This window comes from Enterobacter sp. 01-M-03-SI-ECC (genome assembly GCF_047530215.1).
Taxonomy (GTDB): Bacteria; Pseudomonadota; Gammaproteobacteria; order Enterobacterales; family Enterobacteriaceae; genus Enterobacter; species Enterobacter chengduensis.
The window spans coordinates 1-19,092 of sequence record NZ_JBLKDA010000049.1; the positions used below are offsets into that span (position 1 = coordinate 1).

Consider the following 19,092-nt stretch of genomic DNA (forward strand, 5'->3'; position numbering starts at 1 on the left):
ATCTTTAACGGGATAACGCTTGCGTACTACGACCGAAAAACCCAGAGTGTGATCCGGATAGACTAAAAGTGTTACCTATGTTCCCGGTCTGATCTGTCACCTATGTATCCGGTCATACACTACGCTTACCGGGCCTACGGGGGCGAGGTTGTGTTGGTTTTGTAGGACGGGTAAGCGTAGCGCCACCCGGCGTTGTTCAGGCCAGCTCCAGCCGCTGCACCCGGACCGTGGCTCCCGGCATCAGCCGCTGCAGGTTGTTGACCAGCTCTTCTCCTGCCTCTTCCAGTGCAGCAAGCGGCATCGACGGCAGACTTTCAAGAATAAACCACATCGTTCGCGCCTGGCTGTCCAGACGAGTGCGTATCCCCTGCCGCCAGTTCCAGCGGCGGCAGGTAACGCCGAGGTCATCGCGCCAGATAACCTCGCCCGGCTCCGGATGTTCCACCACCGGCTGCCCCTCTTTAAAGGTGTCGAAAGGTTCATCACCGTCGGCCAGCGTCAGGCGCGGTGCACCCGAGTAGGCCGCGAGATTTTCCCCGCCCACCGGAATGGCGTAGCGAATACTCACTGCGTTATAGATATCCACGACCGGATCTAACGACGGCAGCGAGCCGTCTTTTAAGACCCGCTTGCGCAGAGCGGAGGCCGAGCACGGCGTGCGCTTCGGTTTCGCGCCGAACGCTTTAAACACTTCATCCCAGTCTGAAAGGTGTGCATCTGCCCACGGCACATCATCATTTAACACCTGCTGGCAGGCCTGCGCCAGCGCGACATGGGCGATCTCTGGATGGGTAATCGGCGCGGCTTCAACCAGAATGCTCAGCGCCCGAAATCCCGGGGCAATCCCGGCAAGACGCGGATCTATTGACGGCGTAACGAGAGACATAAATAATCCTGTATTGACTGTTTTATACCATGGTAGTGACCAATGACTGATAAAGTCAATATAATGACTGTGCAGGGAGCCGATGTTGCCCAGGTAAGCCTGGCCGTGGCGAACCGCATCCGCAACTGGCGTAAGGATAAAAAACTGTCGCTGGACGAGCTGTCCCGCCGCGCCAGCGTCAGCAAAGGGATGCTGGTTGAGATTGAAAAAGGGGCGGCAAACCCCAGCATTGCCATTTTGTGCAAGCTGGCCGCCGCGCTCGGCGTGTCGGTGGCGGATATTGTTAACGTCTCCAGCGAGCCGGTTATCCATGTCATTGAAGAACAGGCCATCCCGGTGCTGTGGCAGGGTAAACAGGGGGGTTACGCCAGACTGCTGGCAGGCACAGCGGGCCCGAATATGATTGAGCTGTGGCAGTGGGAAATGCATCCGGGAGAATGCTTCACTTCACCGGGACACCCGGCAGGCACGTTTGAACTGCTGCACGTGAACACGGGCGTGTTAACCCTGACGGTGGACGAGACGGTAACGCGGGTCGCTGCCGGAGCGTCGGCGGTGGCGAAAACGGAAGCCGCGCACGGCTATGCCAATGAGGGCGATACCGTGCTTCGCTTCACCATGACCGTGGCGGAGTTTCACCGATAAAAAGCAGCCCGGTGGCGCTACGCTTACCGGGCCTGCAACGTCACCCCGTAGCGCCACCCGGCATTTTTTTACGCCTCTTCCACGCTCACCCGCAGCGCGGCCAGCGCTTTACGCGCCGCTTTCAGCACCTGCTCACACTGCTCGACGGTCAGCGTCAACGGGGGTTCAACCCGGATGGTTTTCGAGTTGTTGAGCGTGCCGGCCACCAGCACCCGCTGGCGGAACATCTCGCTCGCGAAGCTGTAGCCGATTTCGTTATCAACAAACTCAATCGCCATCAGCATCCCTTTGCCGCGCGCCTCCTGCACCAGGTCCGGGTATTCCCGGCCCAGCTGGCGGAAGCCGTCCAGCAGCATGTCGCCTTTCTGCTCCGCCTGCGCGGGCAGGTTTTGCTCCAGCAGCACGTTGATGGTTGCCAGCGCTGCCGCGCAGGCCAGCGGGTTACCGCCGAAGGTGGTGGTATGCAGGAACGGGTTGTCGAACAGCACCGAGAACACCTCTTCGGTAGCCACCGTCGCGCCAATCGGCATCACGCCGCCGCCAAGCGCTTTCGCCAGGCACAGAATGTCCGGCTGAACGTTCTCATGCTCGCAGGCAAACATCTTGCCGGTGCGCCCCATCCCGGTCTGCACTTCGTCGAGGATCAGCAGCGCGCCAAACTCATCGCACAGCTGACGCACGGCGGGCAGATAGCCCTGCGGAGGGAGGATCACGCCGCCTTCCCCCTGAATCGGCTCCAGGATCACCGCCGCCACGTCATCGCCGGTTTTACGGCATTCACTCAGCGCGGTGCGCATGGCGTTAATATCGCCAAACGGCACGTGGCGGAAGCCCGGCAGCAGCGGCATAAACGGCTTGCGGAAGGTGGATTTGGCGGTAGCGGACAGTGCGCCCAGGGATTTCCCGTGGAACGCGCCGCTGGTGGCGATGAAGGTGAATTTCCCGCGCGGCGACTGGTACGCTTTGGCGAGCTTAATCGCCGCTTCGACCGATTCCGTGCCGCTGTTGCTAAAGAAGCTGTATTTCAGTTTGCCGGGCGTGAGGGCCGCCAGCGTTTTCGCGAGCATGGCGCGAAGCGGATCGAGCAGTTCCTGGCTATGGAGAGGTTGTTTCGCAAGTTGATTCTGTACGGCGGAAACCACAACTGGATTACGGTGCCCCACGTTGAAAATTCCAAAACCACCCAGGCAATCAATAAACTCCTGTCCCTGGGTGTCGACAAGCGTGTTCAGACTTCCCGCTTGCCACTCTACGGCTCCGTAATCCCCGCCGGCGGTAACAGATTTGCGATACTCCAGAAATCCTGGATTGACGTGCTCTTTAAAGTAATCGATGACCTCTCGGTTAAGCTGTTTCATCTCCTCATGATCGAGCGTTCGCTTTTCAATGAGATTCAGTGCGTGCGCGGTACAGGCAAGAGCCGAGGCGCTGGAAGGTAACCTGTTCAAAATGTGCTCCCGGGGATCGCGTATCACATGATACCGATTTAAGTATTGCAGGGATTACGCCACTTCAGAGGCCTTAACGAAAATCGGGATAAACGCCAGGTTAAAATAATGTTGCACAATATTTAATCATGCCGACAGAAGCGAAACGGGATTTAGCGGTACGGGGCAGAGAGCATAAATGAAGAGGGAAGCGCGCCGCTGCACTCAAGCAGTGCAGATGCTGCAACTTAAGCGGGCATTAACCGGTCATGCTTTGCCGGTAATTTCTTTGCGAAAGTATTTGAAATCAATGAATTAAAAAATCGTACAAAAAGTATGGTTTAAGTCAAATCTGCGATCTCCATCAAGTTTAACAACTAAAGATAAATTGTTTACCGCCGAAAAAACATTGACCCACAAAATTAACATTCAAATAACCTGCAAGGGATGCACGCCATGTCCTCTCCAACCTATGTCACCCAGAATGAATATCCTCTGGACGATGACACCACCTTAATGTCTACCACCGACGTCCACAGCTACATTACCCACGCCAACGACACCTTTGTGCAGGTGAGCGGCTATCAGCTTAATGAGCTGACGGGCCAGCCGCACAATATGGTGCGCCATCCCGATATGCCAAAAGCCGCGTTTGCCGATATGTGGTACACGCTGCAGCAGGGCGAGCCGTGGAGCGGGATTGTCAAAAACCGACGCAAAAACGGTGACCACTACTGGGTGCGTGCCAACGCGGTGCCGATGGTGCGCCGCGGGCAGGTGACGGGCTATATGTCGATTCGTACCCGAGCCACCGCGGAAGAGATTGCCGCCGTGGAGCCGCTCTACCGGGCGCTGAACGACGGGCGCTGTAAAAAACGTATTCACAAAGGGCTGGTGGTGGGCAGGGGCTGGCTGGGCAAACTGCCGGCCATGCCGCTGCGCTGGCGCGTGCGCAGCGTAATGGCGGCGCTCTTTGCCGTACTCGCCGCCACGCTGGTAACGACCTCCGCAGGCTGGGTACCGCTCGCGGCGGCGGCGGCGGTGATGCTGCTGGGAACCGTGCTGTTTGAACAACAGATTGTCCGCCCGGTAGAGAATGTGGCGCGACAGGCGCTGAAGGTGGCCACCGGCGAGCGCAACAGCGTGCAGCATCTGAACCGCAGCGACGAGCTGGGGCTCACGCTGCGGGCGGTAGGGCAACTGGGCCTGATGTGCCGCTGGTTGATCAATGACGTATCGAGTCAGGTAGTGAGCGTCCGTGACGGCAGCGACAGGCTGGCGCAGGGCAATGACGATCTGAACGATCGCACGCGTCAGACCGTGGCGAACGTGCAGCAGACCGTTGCGACGATGAACCAGATGGCCGCGTCGGTGCAGAGCAACTCCGAAACCGCCGCCGAGGTGGATAAACTCTCCGTAGCCGCGAGCAGCGCGGCGACAAAGGGCGGCAATGCGATGCAGACCGTCGTCAAAACCATGGACGACATCGCCGACAGCACGCAGCGAATTGGCTCGATCACCTCCCTGATTAACGATATCGCTTTCCAGACCAATATTCTGGCGCTCAATGCGGCAGTTGAAGCGGCCAGAGCAGGCGAGCAGGGGAAAGGGTTTGCCGTGGTCGCGGGTGAAGTCCGCCATCTCGCCAGCCGCAGCGCCAGCGCCGCGAATGATATTCGTAAACTCATTGATGCCAGCGCCAGCAAGGTGCAGTCCGGCTCTGAGCAGGTACACGCCGCAGGCCGCACGATGGACGATATTGTCGAGCAGGTGAAAAACGTGACGCAGCTTATCGCCCAGATCAGCCACGCGACCTCCGAGCAGGCAACCGGACTGTCAGAGCTGACCCGTTCGGTGGCCGAACTCGACAGCATCACGCAGAAAAACGCCGACCTGGTTGAGGAGAGCGCGCACATTTCGGCCATGGTGAAACACCGCGCCGGACGGCTTAAGGATGCGGTGACCGTGCTCCATTGAGTCAGTTATGTTCCAAAAGCCGCTTATTCCGTAAGAAATAAGCGGCTTTTTATCGTCTGGTTGTGACTATTAATGTGTTTTATTGTTAATCTAATATTAAATAACTAAAAAAATTGCCTCGGTTATTTATTCCTGCCTAAGTCAGTTATCCAGAACACTATTTCGAAAAATGCCCATCTCGTGGTCTGGTAACGATCAATGGAGCAATATTAATAGCCTATACCTATCCATTATGACGGTTATGAAATAAAAAAACGATCAAAGTCATAAAGTTAGCTAAATCGTTACCGATAACAGCGATCGTCTGAGAAATAATCACATCGATGGAGAAAATATGTTCTTACATGACGTAAAGATCGGCACGAAATTATTTCTGGCGTTTGGATTCTTTATTGTCCTGATGGCGATCAGCGCGAGCCTGTCTCTGATGAGCCTGAACCGGGCAAATAACGGGATGCAATCCATTATTACCAGTGATTATCCCACCACGGTAAAAGCGAACCAGTTAATTGATAATTTCCAGGAATTTATTAGCACTCAACAGCTGATGCTGCTGGACGAGCAGGGGACCTACACGGGGCAATCTCAGCAGCACCTGAAAGAGATTAGCGAGCATATCACGGTGATTCTGGGCGAGCTGAACAACGTGTTGCAGGATCAGAAGTCCCAGCAGGTGCTGGCAGATATCCGCAGCGTACGCCAGCAGTACCTGGACTCGCGCTACCGCATCCTGCAGGCGGTGCAGAACAACAACCGTGCTGGCGCTATTCAGGAGATGATGACCACCACCCTCGCCGTGCAGCAGGCTTATAAAGCGAAGGTGAAGGAGCTGATTGCTATTCAAAACAGCGAGATGCAGAGCGCGGGCGTGCAGGTGGAAGGGGATTTCAGGTCTAACCGCCTGCTGCTGATCCTGATCACGCTCTTCAGCGTCGCGGCAGGCAGCCTGATCGGCTGGTTTATCGTGCGCGCTATCACCCGTCCGCTCGGCGAGGCGGTACGTTTTGCAAAAGCCATTTCAGAGGGCGATCTGACGGGCAGCATCACGCCGCACGGCAAAGATGAAACGGGCCTGCTGCTGCATGCGCTGATGGAGATGAAAACGCGTCTGCTGGACATTGTGCAGCAGGTTCAGACCGGCTCGGAGAATATCTCCAGCGCGGCCGCGCAGATTGTCGCCGGGAACCAGGATCTGGCCGCGCGCACGGAGGAGCAGGCCAGCTCCGTTGAACAGACCGCCGCCTCGATGGAGCAGATCACCGCGACGGTAAAAAATACGGCCTCGCATACCGGCGAAGCGACCAACCTCTCGGCGGACGCCGCCACGGTGGTCAAAAACAACGGCGAGATGATGAAGCAGGTGACCAGCAAAATGCGCCTGATTAACGAGACGTCGAACCGGATGTCCGACATCATCGACCTGATCGACGCCATTGCTTTCCAGACCAACATTCTGGCGCTGAACGCGGCGGTTGAGGCGGCGCGCGCCGGGGAGCACGGTCGCGGCTTCGCGGTGGTGGCGGGTGAAGTACGCCAGCTTGCCCAGAAGAGCGCATCGTCTGCCAGCGAAATCCGCGAGCTGATTGAGAGCTCAACCAGCCAGACCCAGGACGGGATGAACCTGGTCGAAAAAGCGAGCGCGCTGATCAACGGCATGGTCGGCAACGTGGAGGAGATGGACGTGATTCTGCGCGAAATTCGCCAGGCCAGCCACGAGCAGACGGAAGGCATCTCGCAGATTAACAGCGCGATTGGCCTGATTGATGCCACCACCCAGCAGAACTCCGCGCTGGTGGAGGAGTCCGTCGCGGCGGCGGCATCGCTTAACGAACAGGCGATGCACCTGAAAGAGCTGGTGCGCGTCTTCCGCGTGAGCGAGCACGCGCCGGCTTAATCCAGCTGGGAGATCTCAAGCGCCGCGCGGTCAATGACGCCGATAATCTGCCTGAGCTGCGCGTCGCTGAGCTCTCCCTGATTCACCTTCAGATCTAACACCGCTTTGAAGTTATCCAGCGCCCGCTTCATCTGCGGGTTTTTGCGCAGCTGAAAACCGACGCTGCGCGCTTTGATACGCGCCTGGATCTGTTCCAGCTGTTCCCGGTTTTCGTCCAGCCAGCGTAGTCCTTCAGCGGTAATCGTAATCTTCTTACGTCCGTTCACTTCTTCCGTAATGGTGATAAAGGTCTGATCCTGAAGATAATCCAGGGTTGGGTAGATGACGCCCGGGCTTGGCGTGTAGTTTCCCTGCGTCAGGTTCTCAATCTCTTTGATCAGCTCGTAGCCGTGGCTCGCGCTGCGGGTCAGGAGATCGAGAATCACCAGCCGCAGATCGCCGTGGCCGAAAAAGCGCGGTCGACGCCCGCCGCCATCGTGTTCGTGTCGCATAATATGCCCTTCAATTTGATATATCTAAACTATATCTAAGATATATTCAGATGCAATCTAAAAGATCTTGCATTTTTCCTTATTAGTAATCATTATCATTTAAAAGTTGATTTAGATATATCGTATTGATCAGAGAAGGGGCTAAAAAATGGCATCTATCCGTTACCCACAGCGTGTTCGTAACGATCTGCGTTTTCGCGAGCTGACGGTGCTTCGCGTTGAGCGCGTGAGCGCGGGTTTCCAGCGCATTGTGCTAGGCGGCGAGGCGCTGGAGGGGTTTAGCTCCCGCGGCTTCGACGACCACACTAAAGTCTTTTTCCCGGCACCCGGGGCAACGTTTGTACCGCCGGTGGTGACCGATGAAGGCATCGACTGGGGCGACGGCGTGCGCCCGCAGGCGCGCGACTATACGCCGCTGTACGACGAGGCAAACCATGAGCTGATGCTCGATTTCTTCATTCATGACGGCGGTATTGCCAGCAACTGGGCGTTAAATGCGAAAGCAGGGGACAAGCTGACCATCGGCGGCCCGCGCGGTTCGCTGGTGGTGCCGGAAGATTACGCCTGGCAGCTGTACGTGTGCGATGAATCCGGCATGCCCGCGCTGCGCCGACGCTTAGAGGCGATTGCTAAACTGCCGGTTCGCCCGGAGGTTCATGCGGTCGTGACGGTCGGGGATGAATCTTATAAGACGTATCTGGCGCACCTGAGCGAGTTCAACATCACCTGGGTGGTGGGCCACAGCGAGAAGGCAGTCGCGGCCCCTCTGGCGGCGCTCAACGTTCCGGGGGAGGACTACTTTATCTGGCTGACCGGGGAAGGGAAGGTGGTGAAAAGCCTGAGCCGTCAGTTTGAAGGCGACGACATTGACCCTCAGCTGGTGCGTGCCAGCGCATACTGGCACGCCAAATAATCAGGCTGCCGAATCCAGCTGCGCTTCGCTCACCTGATGTTCGAGCGAGGCGCGGACCTCGTGCAGCGCTTTTTCCTGCTGAGCAAAGTACGCTTCCATATTGCTCAGCGAGGAGACCAGCAGCCAGGACTCTTCTTTCTCCAGCTCTGCCAGCTCGTTCACTAAGGTGTCGATCTGCTCGCGGACCTGGGCCATTTTTTTGCGGATGCGTTCCAGATCGTTCAGCCTGTCGCTTGCCATCAGCGGCTCGAAGCCCTGCTGCAGGCGGGCCACCAGCGAGCGAATGGCTTTCACATCGCCGCGCTGCTTCGCCTGGTTGAGCTGCACCATCATATTGTTGGCTTCTTCTTTCAGATCGTCCGCCACCAGGTCCGGGTGGCAGAGCTTGCTCGCCTGCCGCCAGAGACGCTTGAGTTCGTTCTGATCTTCTTCTGAAAGATGCTTCCCTTTGCGCAGCCGCACCTCGGCATCGTGATGCTGCTCACGATACTTCTCATACTCTTCGTTAGCGTCGTCGCGCGCCTGACGCGCAGGCTCCTCTTCGCGCGTTAAGCCGCTCTCCAGCTCCTGCGCTTCTGCCAGCAGGTTGGCAATCAGATTGCTTTGCTGCTCCAGATGCTTACGCGCCTCGGCGGCCTGCACGGAGTCGGCCGGGAGATCGCGCCAGCGCTGGGTGAGCGTCGCCAGCACCTCTACCGCCTGCGCCATATAGCGCTGGCAGCGACGGTAATCTTCCTCGCGACGACGCGCCTCCGCCTGCTGGCGACGCAGGTTCAGCTCCGCCAGCGTTTTACGCAGGGCGAGGATCTGCTGCATCAGCGGGCCCAGACGGGAGAAATAGAGATCGTTGAACTCATCAAGCTGCTGCACCCGGGCGTTGCGGCGGTCAATGAGATCGCGCAGACGCTCTTCCAGCGCCTTCAGCTCCAGCTTGCTGGCGGCCACCTGCGGATCTCGCCACGGGGTTACGGCGCGCTGACCCTGCAGCCACGCGGTAATGGCCGCCATGGCCGCGGTGTAGTTCTTCTCCTCAAGCGCCACGACGATTGCCTGTAGCTCATCGTCAAACGCTTCATTTTTCAGGCGTGTCAGCTGACTCTGGATGATGTCGTCATCTTCCAGCTCAATGGCATTTTTAATGATTTCTAGCCGTTTGATCGGTGTGCTCATGATGCCTTTCGCTTTGGCGCTTAAGTATTTGAGTTAAGGGTAGTTGTTGTAAACGCTACAGGAAATAATACACACGGATGATGATCGGCGCGATGGGGGATTTCTTTAATATTGCTTTAGTTTGCATCCCTGCAAAAATCTGAAAATGCGCCAGAAATGTCCCTATTCTCTTTATTGATATTTACACTGTTTACTTTTTGAAATAAGTTGCTCGTTTTTTAACAGTCAAGTTTGAAAACGGACTTTGAGCGGAGAGTAATCGTGTTAGGGAAAACATCTGCACGCACGCTGCTGGCGGCCATCCTGCTACTGGTGCCGGGCATCGCACTCGCCGCCCCGCTGTCACCAGCCGACCGCACTACCATTCAGCAGCAACAGCAGCAGCTGCTTGATGAGAACCAGCGCCAGCGTCAAGAACTGGAGCGCAGCGTGGTGTTACCGCGTCCCGTTTCGCCCGACAGTACCGCGACCCCACAAGGCCCCTGTTTTGCTATCTCGCGCATCGAACTGACGGGTGCCAGCCTTCTGTCTTCGTTAGCTAAAGAACGGCTGGTTGCGCCGTGGCTGAATCAGTGCCTTGATATTGCTCGTTTAAATACCCTGACTAACGCCGTATCCGACTGGTACATCAGCCGGGGCTATATCACCAGCCGTGCGTTTTTGACCGAACAGGATCTCTCAGATGGTGTTCTCCAGCTTGCGGTTCTGGAAGGTAAGCTTCAGCAAATACGCCTTGAAGGCGTTCCGGCGCGCACCCTCAGCATGACCTTCCCCGGGCTCGAAGGAAAAATTCTCAACCTGCGCGATATAGAACAGGGGATGGAGCAGCTCAATCGCGTGCGCCAGACGCCGGTTGAAATAGAAATTTTGCCCGGCGACAGGCAGGGTTACTCGATCGTTAATCTGACGGCAACGCCAGAATTCCCGCTCAGCGGAACAGTGAGTTTCGATAACAGCGGACAAAAGAGCACCGGGACCGGGCAGCTCAATGGCGCGGTGTATGGCAATAACCTGCTGGGTCTGGCGGATAAGTGGTTTGTCAGCGGCGGGCGCAGCAGCGATTTTTCGAATAGCCATGATGCGCAGAATTTTGCCGCCGGGGTCAGCGTACCTTACGGCTACGGCTTGCTGGACTATAGCTACAGCTGGAGCAATTACCTCAGCACCATCGACAATAACGGTTATCTCTGGCATTCGACGGGGGATACCGAGACGCACCGCCTGACGGGATCCTGGGTGCTGTTCCGCAATGGCGATATCAAAACCGGCGTGTCGGCGGGCATCACCCACCGCATCAACCATAACTATCTCGACGATGTCCTGCTGGCCACCAGCAGCCGCAAGCTCTCCAGTTTCTCACTGGGCTTGAACCACACGCAAAAAATCGCCTCCGGCGTGGCGACTCTGAACCCGACCTTTACTCAGGGGGTACCGTGGTTTGGCGCAGAAGATGATAACGACAAGCATGGCGATGTGCCGAAAGCAGCGTTTCGCAAATGGAGCGTGAACGGAAGCTTTCAGCGCCCCGTTGCAGACAGGCTGTGGTGGCTGACCAGCGTCTACTTTCAGTGGTCGCCGGACCGGCTATACGGCAGCGAGCGGTTGACGCTGGGCGGCGAAGCCTCCGTGCGCGGCTTTAAGGAGCAGTACATCTCCGGCGATAACGGCGGCTACTGGCGAAATGAGCTGAATTATTCCCTCTTTACGCTGCCGTGGGTGGGAGATGTTGGCCTGCTGGCGGCAATCGATGGCGGCTGGCTAAAGAAGGACGGTTTTGATCGTTACGCCTCCGGCACGCTGTGGGGCGCTGCACTGGGTCTTACGACGGCTCATCGTAACTATTCTGGCCAGTTTACCGTTGGCACACCGATGGCGTATCCGGACTGGCTGGAGCCGGATCGCCTCACGATTTCTTACCGCGTATCAGTGGCTTTCTAAGGGACAGGGATGATGAAAAAGGATCAGGTTCGTTTTTCGCAGCGCGCGCTGAGCGCGTTACTGAGCGTGCTGCTGGCGACGCAGCCGCTGCTGCCCGCGATGGCAGCAACCCTCACCCCGTCCGGCAATACGCAGATGGACAAGGCGGCCAACGGCGTGCCGGTGGTTAACATCGCCGCGCCGAATCAGTCCGGTATTTCCCATAACAAGTACAACGATTACAACGTCGGGAAAGAGGGCCTGATCCTCAATAACGCAACCGGGCAGCTCAACCAGACCCAGCTGGGCGGGATTATTCAGAACAACCCCAACCTGAAAGCCGGGCAGGAAGCCAAAGGCATCATCAACGAAGTCACCGGGACTAGCCGTTCAAATTTGCAGGGCTATACCGAAGTAGCGGGCAAGGCGGCCAACGTCATTGTGGCGAACCCCTACGGCATCACCTGTAACGGCTGCGGGTTTATAAACACGCCGAATGTGACGCTCACCACGGGTAAACCGGTGCTCGATGCCAGCGGTAAGCTGCAATCGCTTGATGTGACCAAGGGCGCCGTCACCATCGAGGGCGCAGGGCTGAATGGTAGCCAGAGTGATGCGGTGTCGATAATCTCCCGCGCGACCGAGATCAATGCGCAGCTGCATGCGAAAGATTTGCGTCTGGTTACCGGGGCGAATCGCGTCGCGGCGGATGGTAGCGTCAGCGCGTTAAAAGGTGAAGGCGAAGCCCCGAAGGTGGCGGTAGACACCGGCGCGCTGGGTGGCATGTATGCCAACCGCATTCGTCTGGTTTCCAGTGAAGCGGGGGTGGGCGTTAACCTGGGCAACCTTAACGCGCGTCAGGGCGATATTGCGCTCAACAGCGCGGGGAAAGTGGTGCTGAAAAATTCCCTTGCCAGCGGCAGTACCACGGTTAGCGCGGCGGACGTGACGTTACGTGGTGAACATAAAGCGGGTGAGAGTTTAACCATCTCCGGTCAGAGCGCCCTGACGCTTGACCAGGCCCGCATCGCCGCCGATAAAAACCTGCAGTTAACAACCGGCGGCACGCTAACGCAGAGCGGCGGTGCGTTCACGGCGGCAAACGACGCGACGCTTGTGGCAAAAAGCGTTATCCAAAGTGTGGACGCCCAGGCAGGGGCCGGTCGTCACCTTGCCGTGAACATTGCGGAAAACGCGGTGCTTAACGGCGCTGTCGTCGCGGGTCAGCAGCTGTCGGTTCAGGGCGGCGAACTGGTGCAGCGCGGAAATCTCAGTGCCTCAGAGATTGCGCTCAGCGGTCAGACGTTGACTCAGGAGAGCAGCAGCACCACTAATGCCAGCGGGAATATCACGCTCACCACGTCCGGCCACAGCCAGCTGAACGGCAGCAATGTCGCCGGACGATCCGTCGCCGTCAGCGCGGGCAGCCTCACTCAACAGGGCACGCTTGCAGCCGCTGCGGATACCCGGATTACCACTGGCACATTCAGCAATACCGGCACCGTTCAGGGCAACAGCCTGACCGTCTCGGGGACCGATATCACCAGCTCCGGTACGCTCAACAGTGCCTCCACGCTGGATATCCGCGCACGCAACGTCACCCTTTCCGGCGATACCGGCGCGAAAGGCAAAACCACCGTTATCGCGAGCGGTAACCTGAACAACAGCGGCAGTCTTATCAGCGATGACGCGCTGACGCTGAACGCGGCGCAGATCGTTAACAGCGGTACGCTTTCAGGTGCCCGGGGGCTCACGACCTCCACGGAGACGTTCATCGCCAGCGAAAAGTCAGTCACCCACAGCGACGGGGATCTGTTGCTTAACAATACCGGGACTACGCTTGCCGGTGAAACCAGCGCGGGTGGCATGATTACCCTTCAGGGGAACAGCCTCAACACCACGGCAACGGCACAGACGCAGGGCAACGTCGTCAGCGTGGACGTGCTCAATGCAAAGCTTGAAGGAACGCAGGCTGCCAAAGGCAGCCTGATTCTGAAGGCGGATAACAGCCTCAACCACGAGGGAAAATCCTCGGCCTCAGAGCTTAAGATTGAAACCGGTCTTCTCAGCAATAGTGGAACCCTGACGGCTTCCTCGCTCGCGATCGACAGCCCTGACGTTATTAACAGTGGCCTGATCCACGCCGAAACGACGCTTTCACTGGTTACCCGTCTGCTGGATAACCGCAGCAGCGGGGTGCTGTACAGTCCGGCCGCGCTGTCGCTTTCACTCGCTGAACTGAAAAACGCCGGCATTATCACCAGCGATGCCGCGCTTTCCCTGTCTGGCTCAACCCTGAACAATAGCGGCGAGCTGAGCGGTGCCTCACTTCTTGTTGATTACGACACGCTGAATAACAGCGCGGGTGGACTGCTGCTGGCTCACGGGGCAAACCGCATTACGGCGCAGTCGGTTTCCAGCGCGGGCAGCATCGTGGGCAACACGCTGACGCTGAATGCCGATCGCCTCGAAAGTGCCGGTCTGTTACAGGGCGATAGTGCGCTGTCCCTGACCGCCGGAATGCTGGATTTACTGGCAGGCTCCCGCACGCTCACGGCCGGCGAACTCAGCCTTTCAGGAACCTCGCTGACCACCGCAGGCCAGCTACAGGGAGCGAACGTCAGCCTCCGCGGGCGTGACTGGACTAACCGCGGAAGTTCACTCGCGACCGGCTCACTGGACGCCTCAACCAGCGGAACGCTCAGCAATACCGGCGAACTGATGAGTCAGGGCGACATCACGCTGAATGCCATCAATACCGTGAATAGCGGCAGCCTGCTGTCGGCGGGCGATCTTTTACTCACGGGAAATATGCTGCGCAACAACGGCACGGTTCAGGGGAACCGCGTTACCGCACATCAGGACAGCATCACGAACAGCGGAACGCTGATCGGGATCGCCGCGCTGACGCTCGCTGCTCGCCTGGAGATGGCGGCGCCGTTACTGACGTTGGTGAATGACGCGCCGGGGTCGTTGCTGACCGCGGGCGACCTGTCCGTAACGGGCGGCGATCTGAGTAACGTAGGGCAATGGCAGGGGAAACGGGTACTTATTGATGCGCAGGCGCTTACTAACGGCGGTGCGATCCAGGCAGAAAATTTACTAGATGCGCAAATCGACAGCACCCTTACCGGCACCACGGGGAGCAAAATCACCTCAAATGGTGAGCTGGCGCTCTCAGCACTGACGCTGGCAAACAGCGGGCAGTGGATTGCGAAGCACCTCACGCTGAAGGGGAAGACGCTGACCAACAGCGGTGAAATCACCGGCGTTGATGCGCTTTCCGCTACCATGGATCAGGAGCTGAACAATCTGGCCGGTGGAAAACTACTGAGTGCAGGCACTCTGAAGCTTGATACGGGCAATGCGACCAACGCCGGGCAAATCCAGGGGAAAACGACCGCCGTTACGACCGGGCAATTTATCAACAGCGGACGCCTTCAGGGGGAAGGGCTGACGCTGAATGCGGCCGATGCACTGAGCAATACCACCAGCGGCGTGCTGCTGAGTGAGAACGCGCTGACGGTGTCGGCTGCCACGCTGAATAATCAGGGAACGATACAGGGCGGCGGGGAGTCTGCGGTGAAAGCCACCACCCGCGTGCAGAACAACGGCAAAGTGCTCTCTGGCGGCAGCCTCACGCTGACCGCACCGGAGCTGGAGAACAGCAGCAGCGGGCTGGTTCAGGCGGTGAGGTTGCTGCTGGATGTGGTGAACGCCGTAAATAATGGGCGGATACTTGCGAGCAACAACGCCGAGCTACGGGGAACGACGCTCACCAACGACGGCTCGCTGCAGGGTGCAGACCTGCTGATTAACTATCAAAAACTGAATAACCGCGGTACGGCGCTCGGCACCGCTTCGCTTACGGTGAAGGGTGATGCGATGACCAATGCCACCAGCGGCAGGTTGTTCAGCGCGGGTAACCTCACGCTCAACAGCGGCACGCTGGAAAACGCGGGTCAGATTGTGGCGCTGGGGGATGTCACGCTTCATCTGTTAAGTGCGCTGGAGTTCAGTGGAACGCTGGCCGCCAGTAACACCCTTTCTCTCACCACTGAAGGTAATATCACCAATAATGGCACCCTACAGGGAAACAGCCTCGTTCTGAGCGCCGGAGGGGTGTTAACCAACAACGGCCAGTTCACTGCAGGTAAGGGTGACAGCACGTTCAGCGCGCAACGTATTTTGCTCAATGCAGCCGGGAGCCTCTCTGCAGGCGGCGACGTGGCGTTTAACAGCCTGAGCGACATTACCGTAAATGGCTTTACCGGTACGGCAGGCGGCCTGACGATGAATGCAGCGGGCACCTTGCTTAATACCGCACTGATTTATGCCGCGAATAATATGCAGCTTTTCGCTGACCGTATCCATAACGTCTACGGCGATATTCTGGCAGGGAATAGCCTGTGGATGCAGAAAAACGCGGCGGGGGCGGCGAACAGCGAAGTGGTGAACACGTCCGGAAATATTGAGACGCAGAAGGGTGATATTACGATTATTACAGCCCACTTATTAAATGAGCGGGATGGAAGCAATTCGAATACTCAGATAATTGATTTGGATAACCCTTCCTGGGTTGGTGATGCATCTTTTATTGTAAGCCTGGATGATATGGAGGAAGGAAGCTATTCAACAGTAAAAAAACGCACGGATGTCTGGGTTGGAAGCTGTATGAGTTTTCCAACCTATCCAGGTGCGTGCAGCATGGATGAGCCTTTCTTCACCACCTCTTACCGGATTAATGATTCGGGTCAAACCAGGCGTTTTGCTATTAAACGAACTGAGGTTGACGTAAGCAGTGCTGGCCAGGCAGCGCGCATAGCATCAGCTAATAATCTAACTATCACTGCAAATTATCTCGACAATAGCGGTAGCAATTTACTTGCTAATCGCAACATTAGCCTAAAGGGTGCGCAGCTCAACAACCAAAGCTATCAGGCCAGTTCTGAGACGGAGTATCTTGTTTACACGGCATCAACCATTAATGCCGGGGGGATAACCTATACTCTGACTGGGCGTGAGGTCGAATCAGAAAATACCGCTAACGTTGTTAGGGCAGTAATACAGGCTGGCGGCAATGTCTCCGCCACCTTCACTAACGACATCAGCAACACGCTCGTCACCGCGAACACGGACGGCTTTAGCAATACGATTGCCGCCCCACCGCTGACCCCGCTCAGCAACCAGTCCATCGCCAACGGCGAGCAGGCGCAGTCTCTTGTCGAAACCGATACGCAGGACATCACCACGCCGCAATGGCGTGATGCGTTAAGCGAAGCCCTGAAAGATATCTCCGGTGGTTCATCACTTTCCGACCAAAACGGCAGCAGCGGTAACTATCCGCTGCCGTCCGGCAACAACGGCTATTTTGTCCCGTCAACCGATCCCGATAGCCCGTATCTGATTACGGTGAACCCGAAGCTCGATGACCTCGGCAATATGGACGACAGCCTGTTTGACGGACTGTATGACCTGCTCGGCATAAAACCCGGCAATGCGCCGCGTGAAACCAACAGCGCGTACACCGATCGGAACCAGTTCCTTGGCTCGGCCTATTTTCTTGATCGTCTTGGGCTAAACCCGGACCGCGATTATCGATTCCTCGGTGACGCGGCATTTGATACCCGTTACGTCAGCAACGCCATTCTGAACCAGACCGGCAGCCGCTATATCAACGGCATCGGTTCCGACCTCGATCAGATGCGCTACCTGATGGACAGCGCCGCAGAGCAGCAGAAAACGCTGGGGCTGAAATTCGGCGTGGCGCTTACGGCGGCTCAGGTTGCCGCGCTTGACCACAGCTTGCTGTGGTGGGAAGCGGCGACCATTAACGGCCAGACGGTGATGATCCCGAAAGTCTACCTTTCACCGAAGGATGTGACCGTTCACAGCGGCAGCGTGATTAGCGGTAATAACGTCCAGCTGGCGGGCGGTAACGTTATCAACAGCGGCAGTACAATCGCGGCGCACAATGGCCTGACAATCGACAGCAGCAACAGCCTGATTAACCTGAATTCCGGGCTGCTGAGCGCAGGCGGCGGGCTGAACCTGAGCGCGCTGGGGGACATCAACAACATCGGCTCCACCATCAGCGGTAAAACGGTGGGGCTGGAGAGCGTCACGGGCAGCGTTAACAACGTTACCCGCGCGCAGCAGTGGAACGTCGACGCGGGCAATGTGCATTTTAGCGGCACGGACGTGGGCAGGACGGCCTCCATCACCGCCACCGACGGGCTGACGATGCGCGCCGGACAGGATATCAACGTGACCGGCGCAAGCGTGTCGGCGGGCGGCAGCCTGGCCATGGCGGCGGGAAATGACATCAACATTACCGCCAACGAGATGGCGACGAGCGAGGGACGTGCCGGGCGCAACCGCGCGACCACGGAGACGGCGTCGGTCACGCATCAGGGCAGCACCCTGAGTGCGGGAGGCGATCTAACCCTGCTGGCGGGTAACGACGTGAATGCCCGTGCGGCGGCGATGGCCGCAGAAGGGGATTTGGGGATTCAGGCCGGGCGGGACGTAAACCTGCTGGCGGAAGCGTCAACGGAACGCGCCAGCAGCCAGGCGAAGAAAAAAACCGCCATCGATGAATCTGTTCGTCAGCAGGGAACGGAGATTGCCAGCGGCGGTAATACGACGATCATCGCCGGGCGCGACGTGACCGCGCAGGCGGCTGGCGTGACGGCGCAGGGCGATATCGGCGTGGCGGCAGGCCGCGACGTGAACCTGACGACGGCAACGGAGAGCGATTACCGCTACCGCGAGCAAACCAAAACCAGCAGCGGTTTCCTCAGCAAAAAGACCACCCACACCATTGAGGAAGACAGCGCGACGCGGGAGAAAGGCTCGCTGCTGAGCGGCGACAACGTGACGGTGTCGGCAGGGAACAACCTGCGGGTTTTAGGTTCGGCGGTCGCCGGAGACGGCGACGTGGCCCTGTCCGGAGGCAATAACGTGGACATCGTCGCGGCCACCAACACCGATACCTCGTGGCGCTTTAAGGAGACCAAAAAGTCCGGCCTGATGGGCACGGGCGGCATCGGCTTCACCATCGGCAGCAGCAAAACCACCCACGACCTTCGCGAGAAGGGCACGACCCAGAGCGAGAGCTTCAGCACCGTCGGCTCAACGGGCGGTAGCGTCAGCATTACGGCAGGCAAACAGGCGCATATCGGCGGGGCGGATATCATCGCGCAGAAAGATATCAGCCTCACCGGCGACAGCGTGGTGATTGAACCAGGGCATGACAAACGCACCCGCGATGAAACGTTTGAGCAGAAGAGCAGCGGGCTGACGGTGGCGCTGTCGGGAGCGGCGGGAAGCGCGGTGAATAATGCGGTCACCACGGCACAGAGCGCGCAGCAGAGCAGCGACTCACGTCTGGCGGCCCTGCAGGGCACGCAGGCGGCGCTGTCCGGCGTACAGGCCGGCCAGGCCGTGGCGCTGGACCAGGCGAAGGGCAGTTCTGACAAAGGGAATAACAACACCATCGGCGTCAGCGCGTCGATTGGGTCACAGTCGTCCAAATCCTCATCGCACACAGAGAACGAGACGACCACGGGCAGCACCCTGAGCGCGGGCAATAACGTCACGATAAAGGCCACCGGAAGCGACATCACCGTGGCGGGCAGCCAGATTAAGGCCGGAAAGGACGTGACGCTGGATGCGGCACGGGACGTCAACCTGATTGCTTCGCAGGACACGCAGCAGATAACGGGTAAAAACAGCAGCAGCGGCGGCAGCCTGGGGGTCGGGGTGGGTGT

At 58.0% G+C, this 19,092-nt stretch carries 10 protein-coding genes; 6 read left to right on the top strand and 4 right to left on the bottom strand.

Annotated features, from left to right (window positions below):
• Positions 1-196: 196 nt before the first annotated feature.
• Complete coding sequence (locus ACMWKK_RS24570) at positions 197-886, bottom strand: B3/4 domain-containing protein (RefSeq protein ID WP_112782001.1); 690 nt, start codon at positions 884-886, stop codon at positions 197-199.
• Positions 887-928: 42 nt separating this feature from the next.
• On the opposite strand from ACMWKK_RS24570, the gene ACMWKK_RS24575 reads away from it, so the two are divergent.
• The gene (locus ACMWKK_RS24575; protein WP_112782002.1) at positions 929-1,531 is read left to right on the top strand and encodes a helix-turn-helix domain-containing protein; all 603 of its coding nucleotides are present in this window, start codon (positions 929-931) and stop codon (positions 1,529-1,531) included.
• Between the two features lie 68 nt (positions 1,532-1,599).
• On the opposite strand, the gene ygjG is transcribed toward ACMWKK_RS24575, so the two are convergent.
• Positions 1,600-2,979 carry a putrescine aminotransferase gene (gene ygjG / locus ACMWKK_RS24580; RefSeq protein ID WP_032642220.1) on the bottom strand — a complete coding sequence of 460 codons (1,380 nt, stop codon included), beginning with the start codon at positions 2,977-2,979 and terminating at the stop codon, positions 1,600-1,602.
• Positions 2,980-3,414: 435 nt separating this feature from the next.
• Here ygjG and ACMWKK_RS24585 point away from each other — a divergent pair, with 435 nt between their 5' ends.
• Together ACMWKK_RS24585 and ACMWKK_RS24590 are read left to right on the top strand one after the other, a co-directional pair.
• On the top strand, positions 3,415-4,935 hold the full coding sequence (locus tag ACMWKK_RS24585; protein WP_112782003.1) for a PAS domain-containing methyl-accepting chemotaxis protein: 1,521 nt from the start codon (positions 3,415-3,417) through the stop codon (positions 4,933-4,935).
• Positions 4,936-5,269: 334 nt separating this feature from the next.
• Positions 5,270-6,829 carry a methyl-accepting chemotaxis protein gene (locus tag ACMWKK_RS24590; RefSeq protein WP_112782004.1) on the top strand — a complete coding sequence of 520 codons (1,560 nt, stop codon included), beginning with the start codon at positions 5,270-5,272 and terminating at the stop codon, positions 6,827-6,829.
• Here ACMWKK_RS24590 and ACMWKK_RS24595 read toward each other — a convergent pair.
• Positions 6,826-7,320 carry a PadR family transcriptional regulator gene (locus ACMWKK_RS24595; RefSeq protein WP_112782005.1) on the bottom strand — a complete coding sequence of 165 codons (495 nt, stop codon included), beginning with the start codon at positions 7,318-7,320 and terminating at the stop codon, positions 6,826-6,828. The genes ACMWKK_RS24590 and ACMWKK_RS24595 overlap by 4 nt on opposite strands.
• A 148-nt stretch (positions 7,321-7,468) precedes the next feature.
• Here ACMWKK_RS24595 and ACMWKK_RS24600 point away from each other — a divergent pair, with 148 nt between their 5' ends.
• Positions 7,469-8,233: a siderophore-interacting protein gene (locus ACMWKK_RS24600; RefSeq protein WP_112782006.1), complete on the top strand. Its 765-nt coding sequence runs from the start codon at positions 7,469-7,471 to the stop codon at positions 8,231-8,233.
• Here the strand turns inward: ACMWKK_RS24600 and ACMWKK_RS24605 are convergent, their stop codons facing one another.
• The gene (locus ACMWKK_RS24605) at positions 8,234-9,403 is read right to left on the bottom strand and encodes a DNA repair protein (protein ID WP_112782007.1); all 1,170 of its coding nucleotides are present in this window, start codon (positions 9,401-9,403) and stop codon (positions 8,234-8,236) included.
• A gap of 261 nt (positions 9,404-9,664) precedes the next feature.
• Here ACMWKK_RS24605 and ACMWKK_RS24610 point away from each other — a divergent pair, with 261 nt between their 5' ends.
• Complete coding sequence (locus ACMWKK_RS24610; protein ID WP_112782008.1) at positions 9,665-11,341, top strand: ShlB/FhaC/HecB family hemolysin secretion/activation protein; 1,677 nt, start codon at positions 9,665-9,667, stop codon at positions 11,339-11,341.
• Positions 11,342-11,353: 12 nt separating this feature from the next.
• On the top strand, positions 11,354-19,092 hold a 7,739-nt coding region (locus tag ACMWKK_RS24615), incomplete at its 3' end, for a hemagglutinin repeat-containing protein (RefSeq protein ID WP_406542949.1).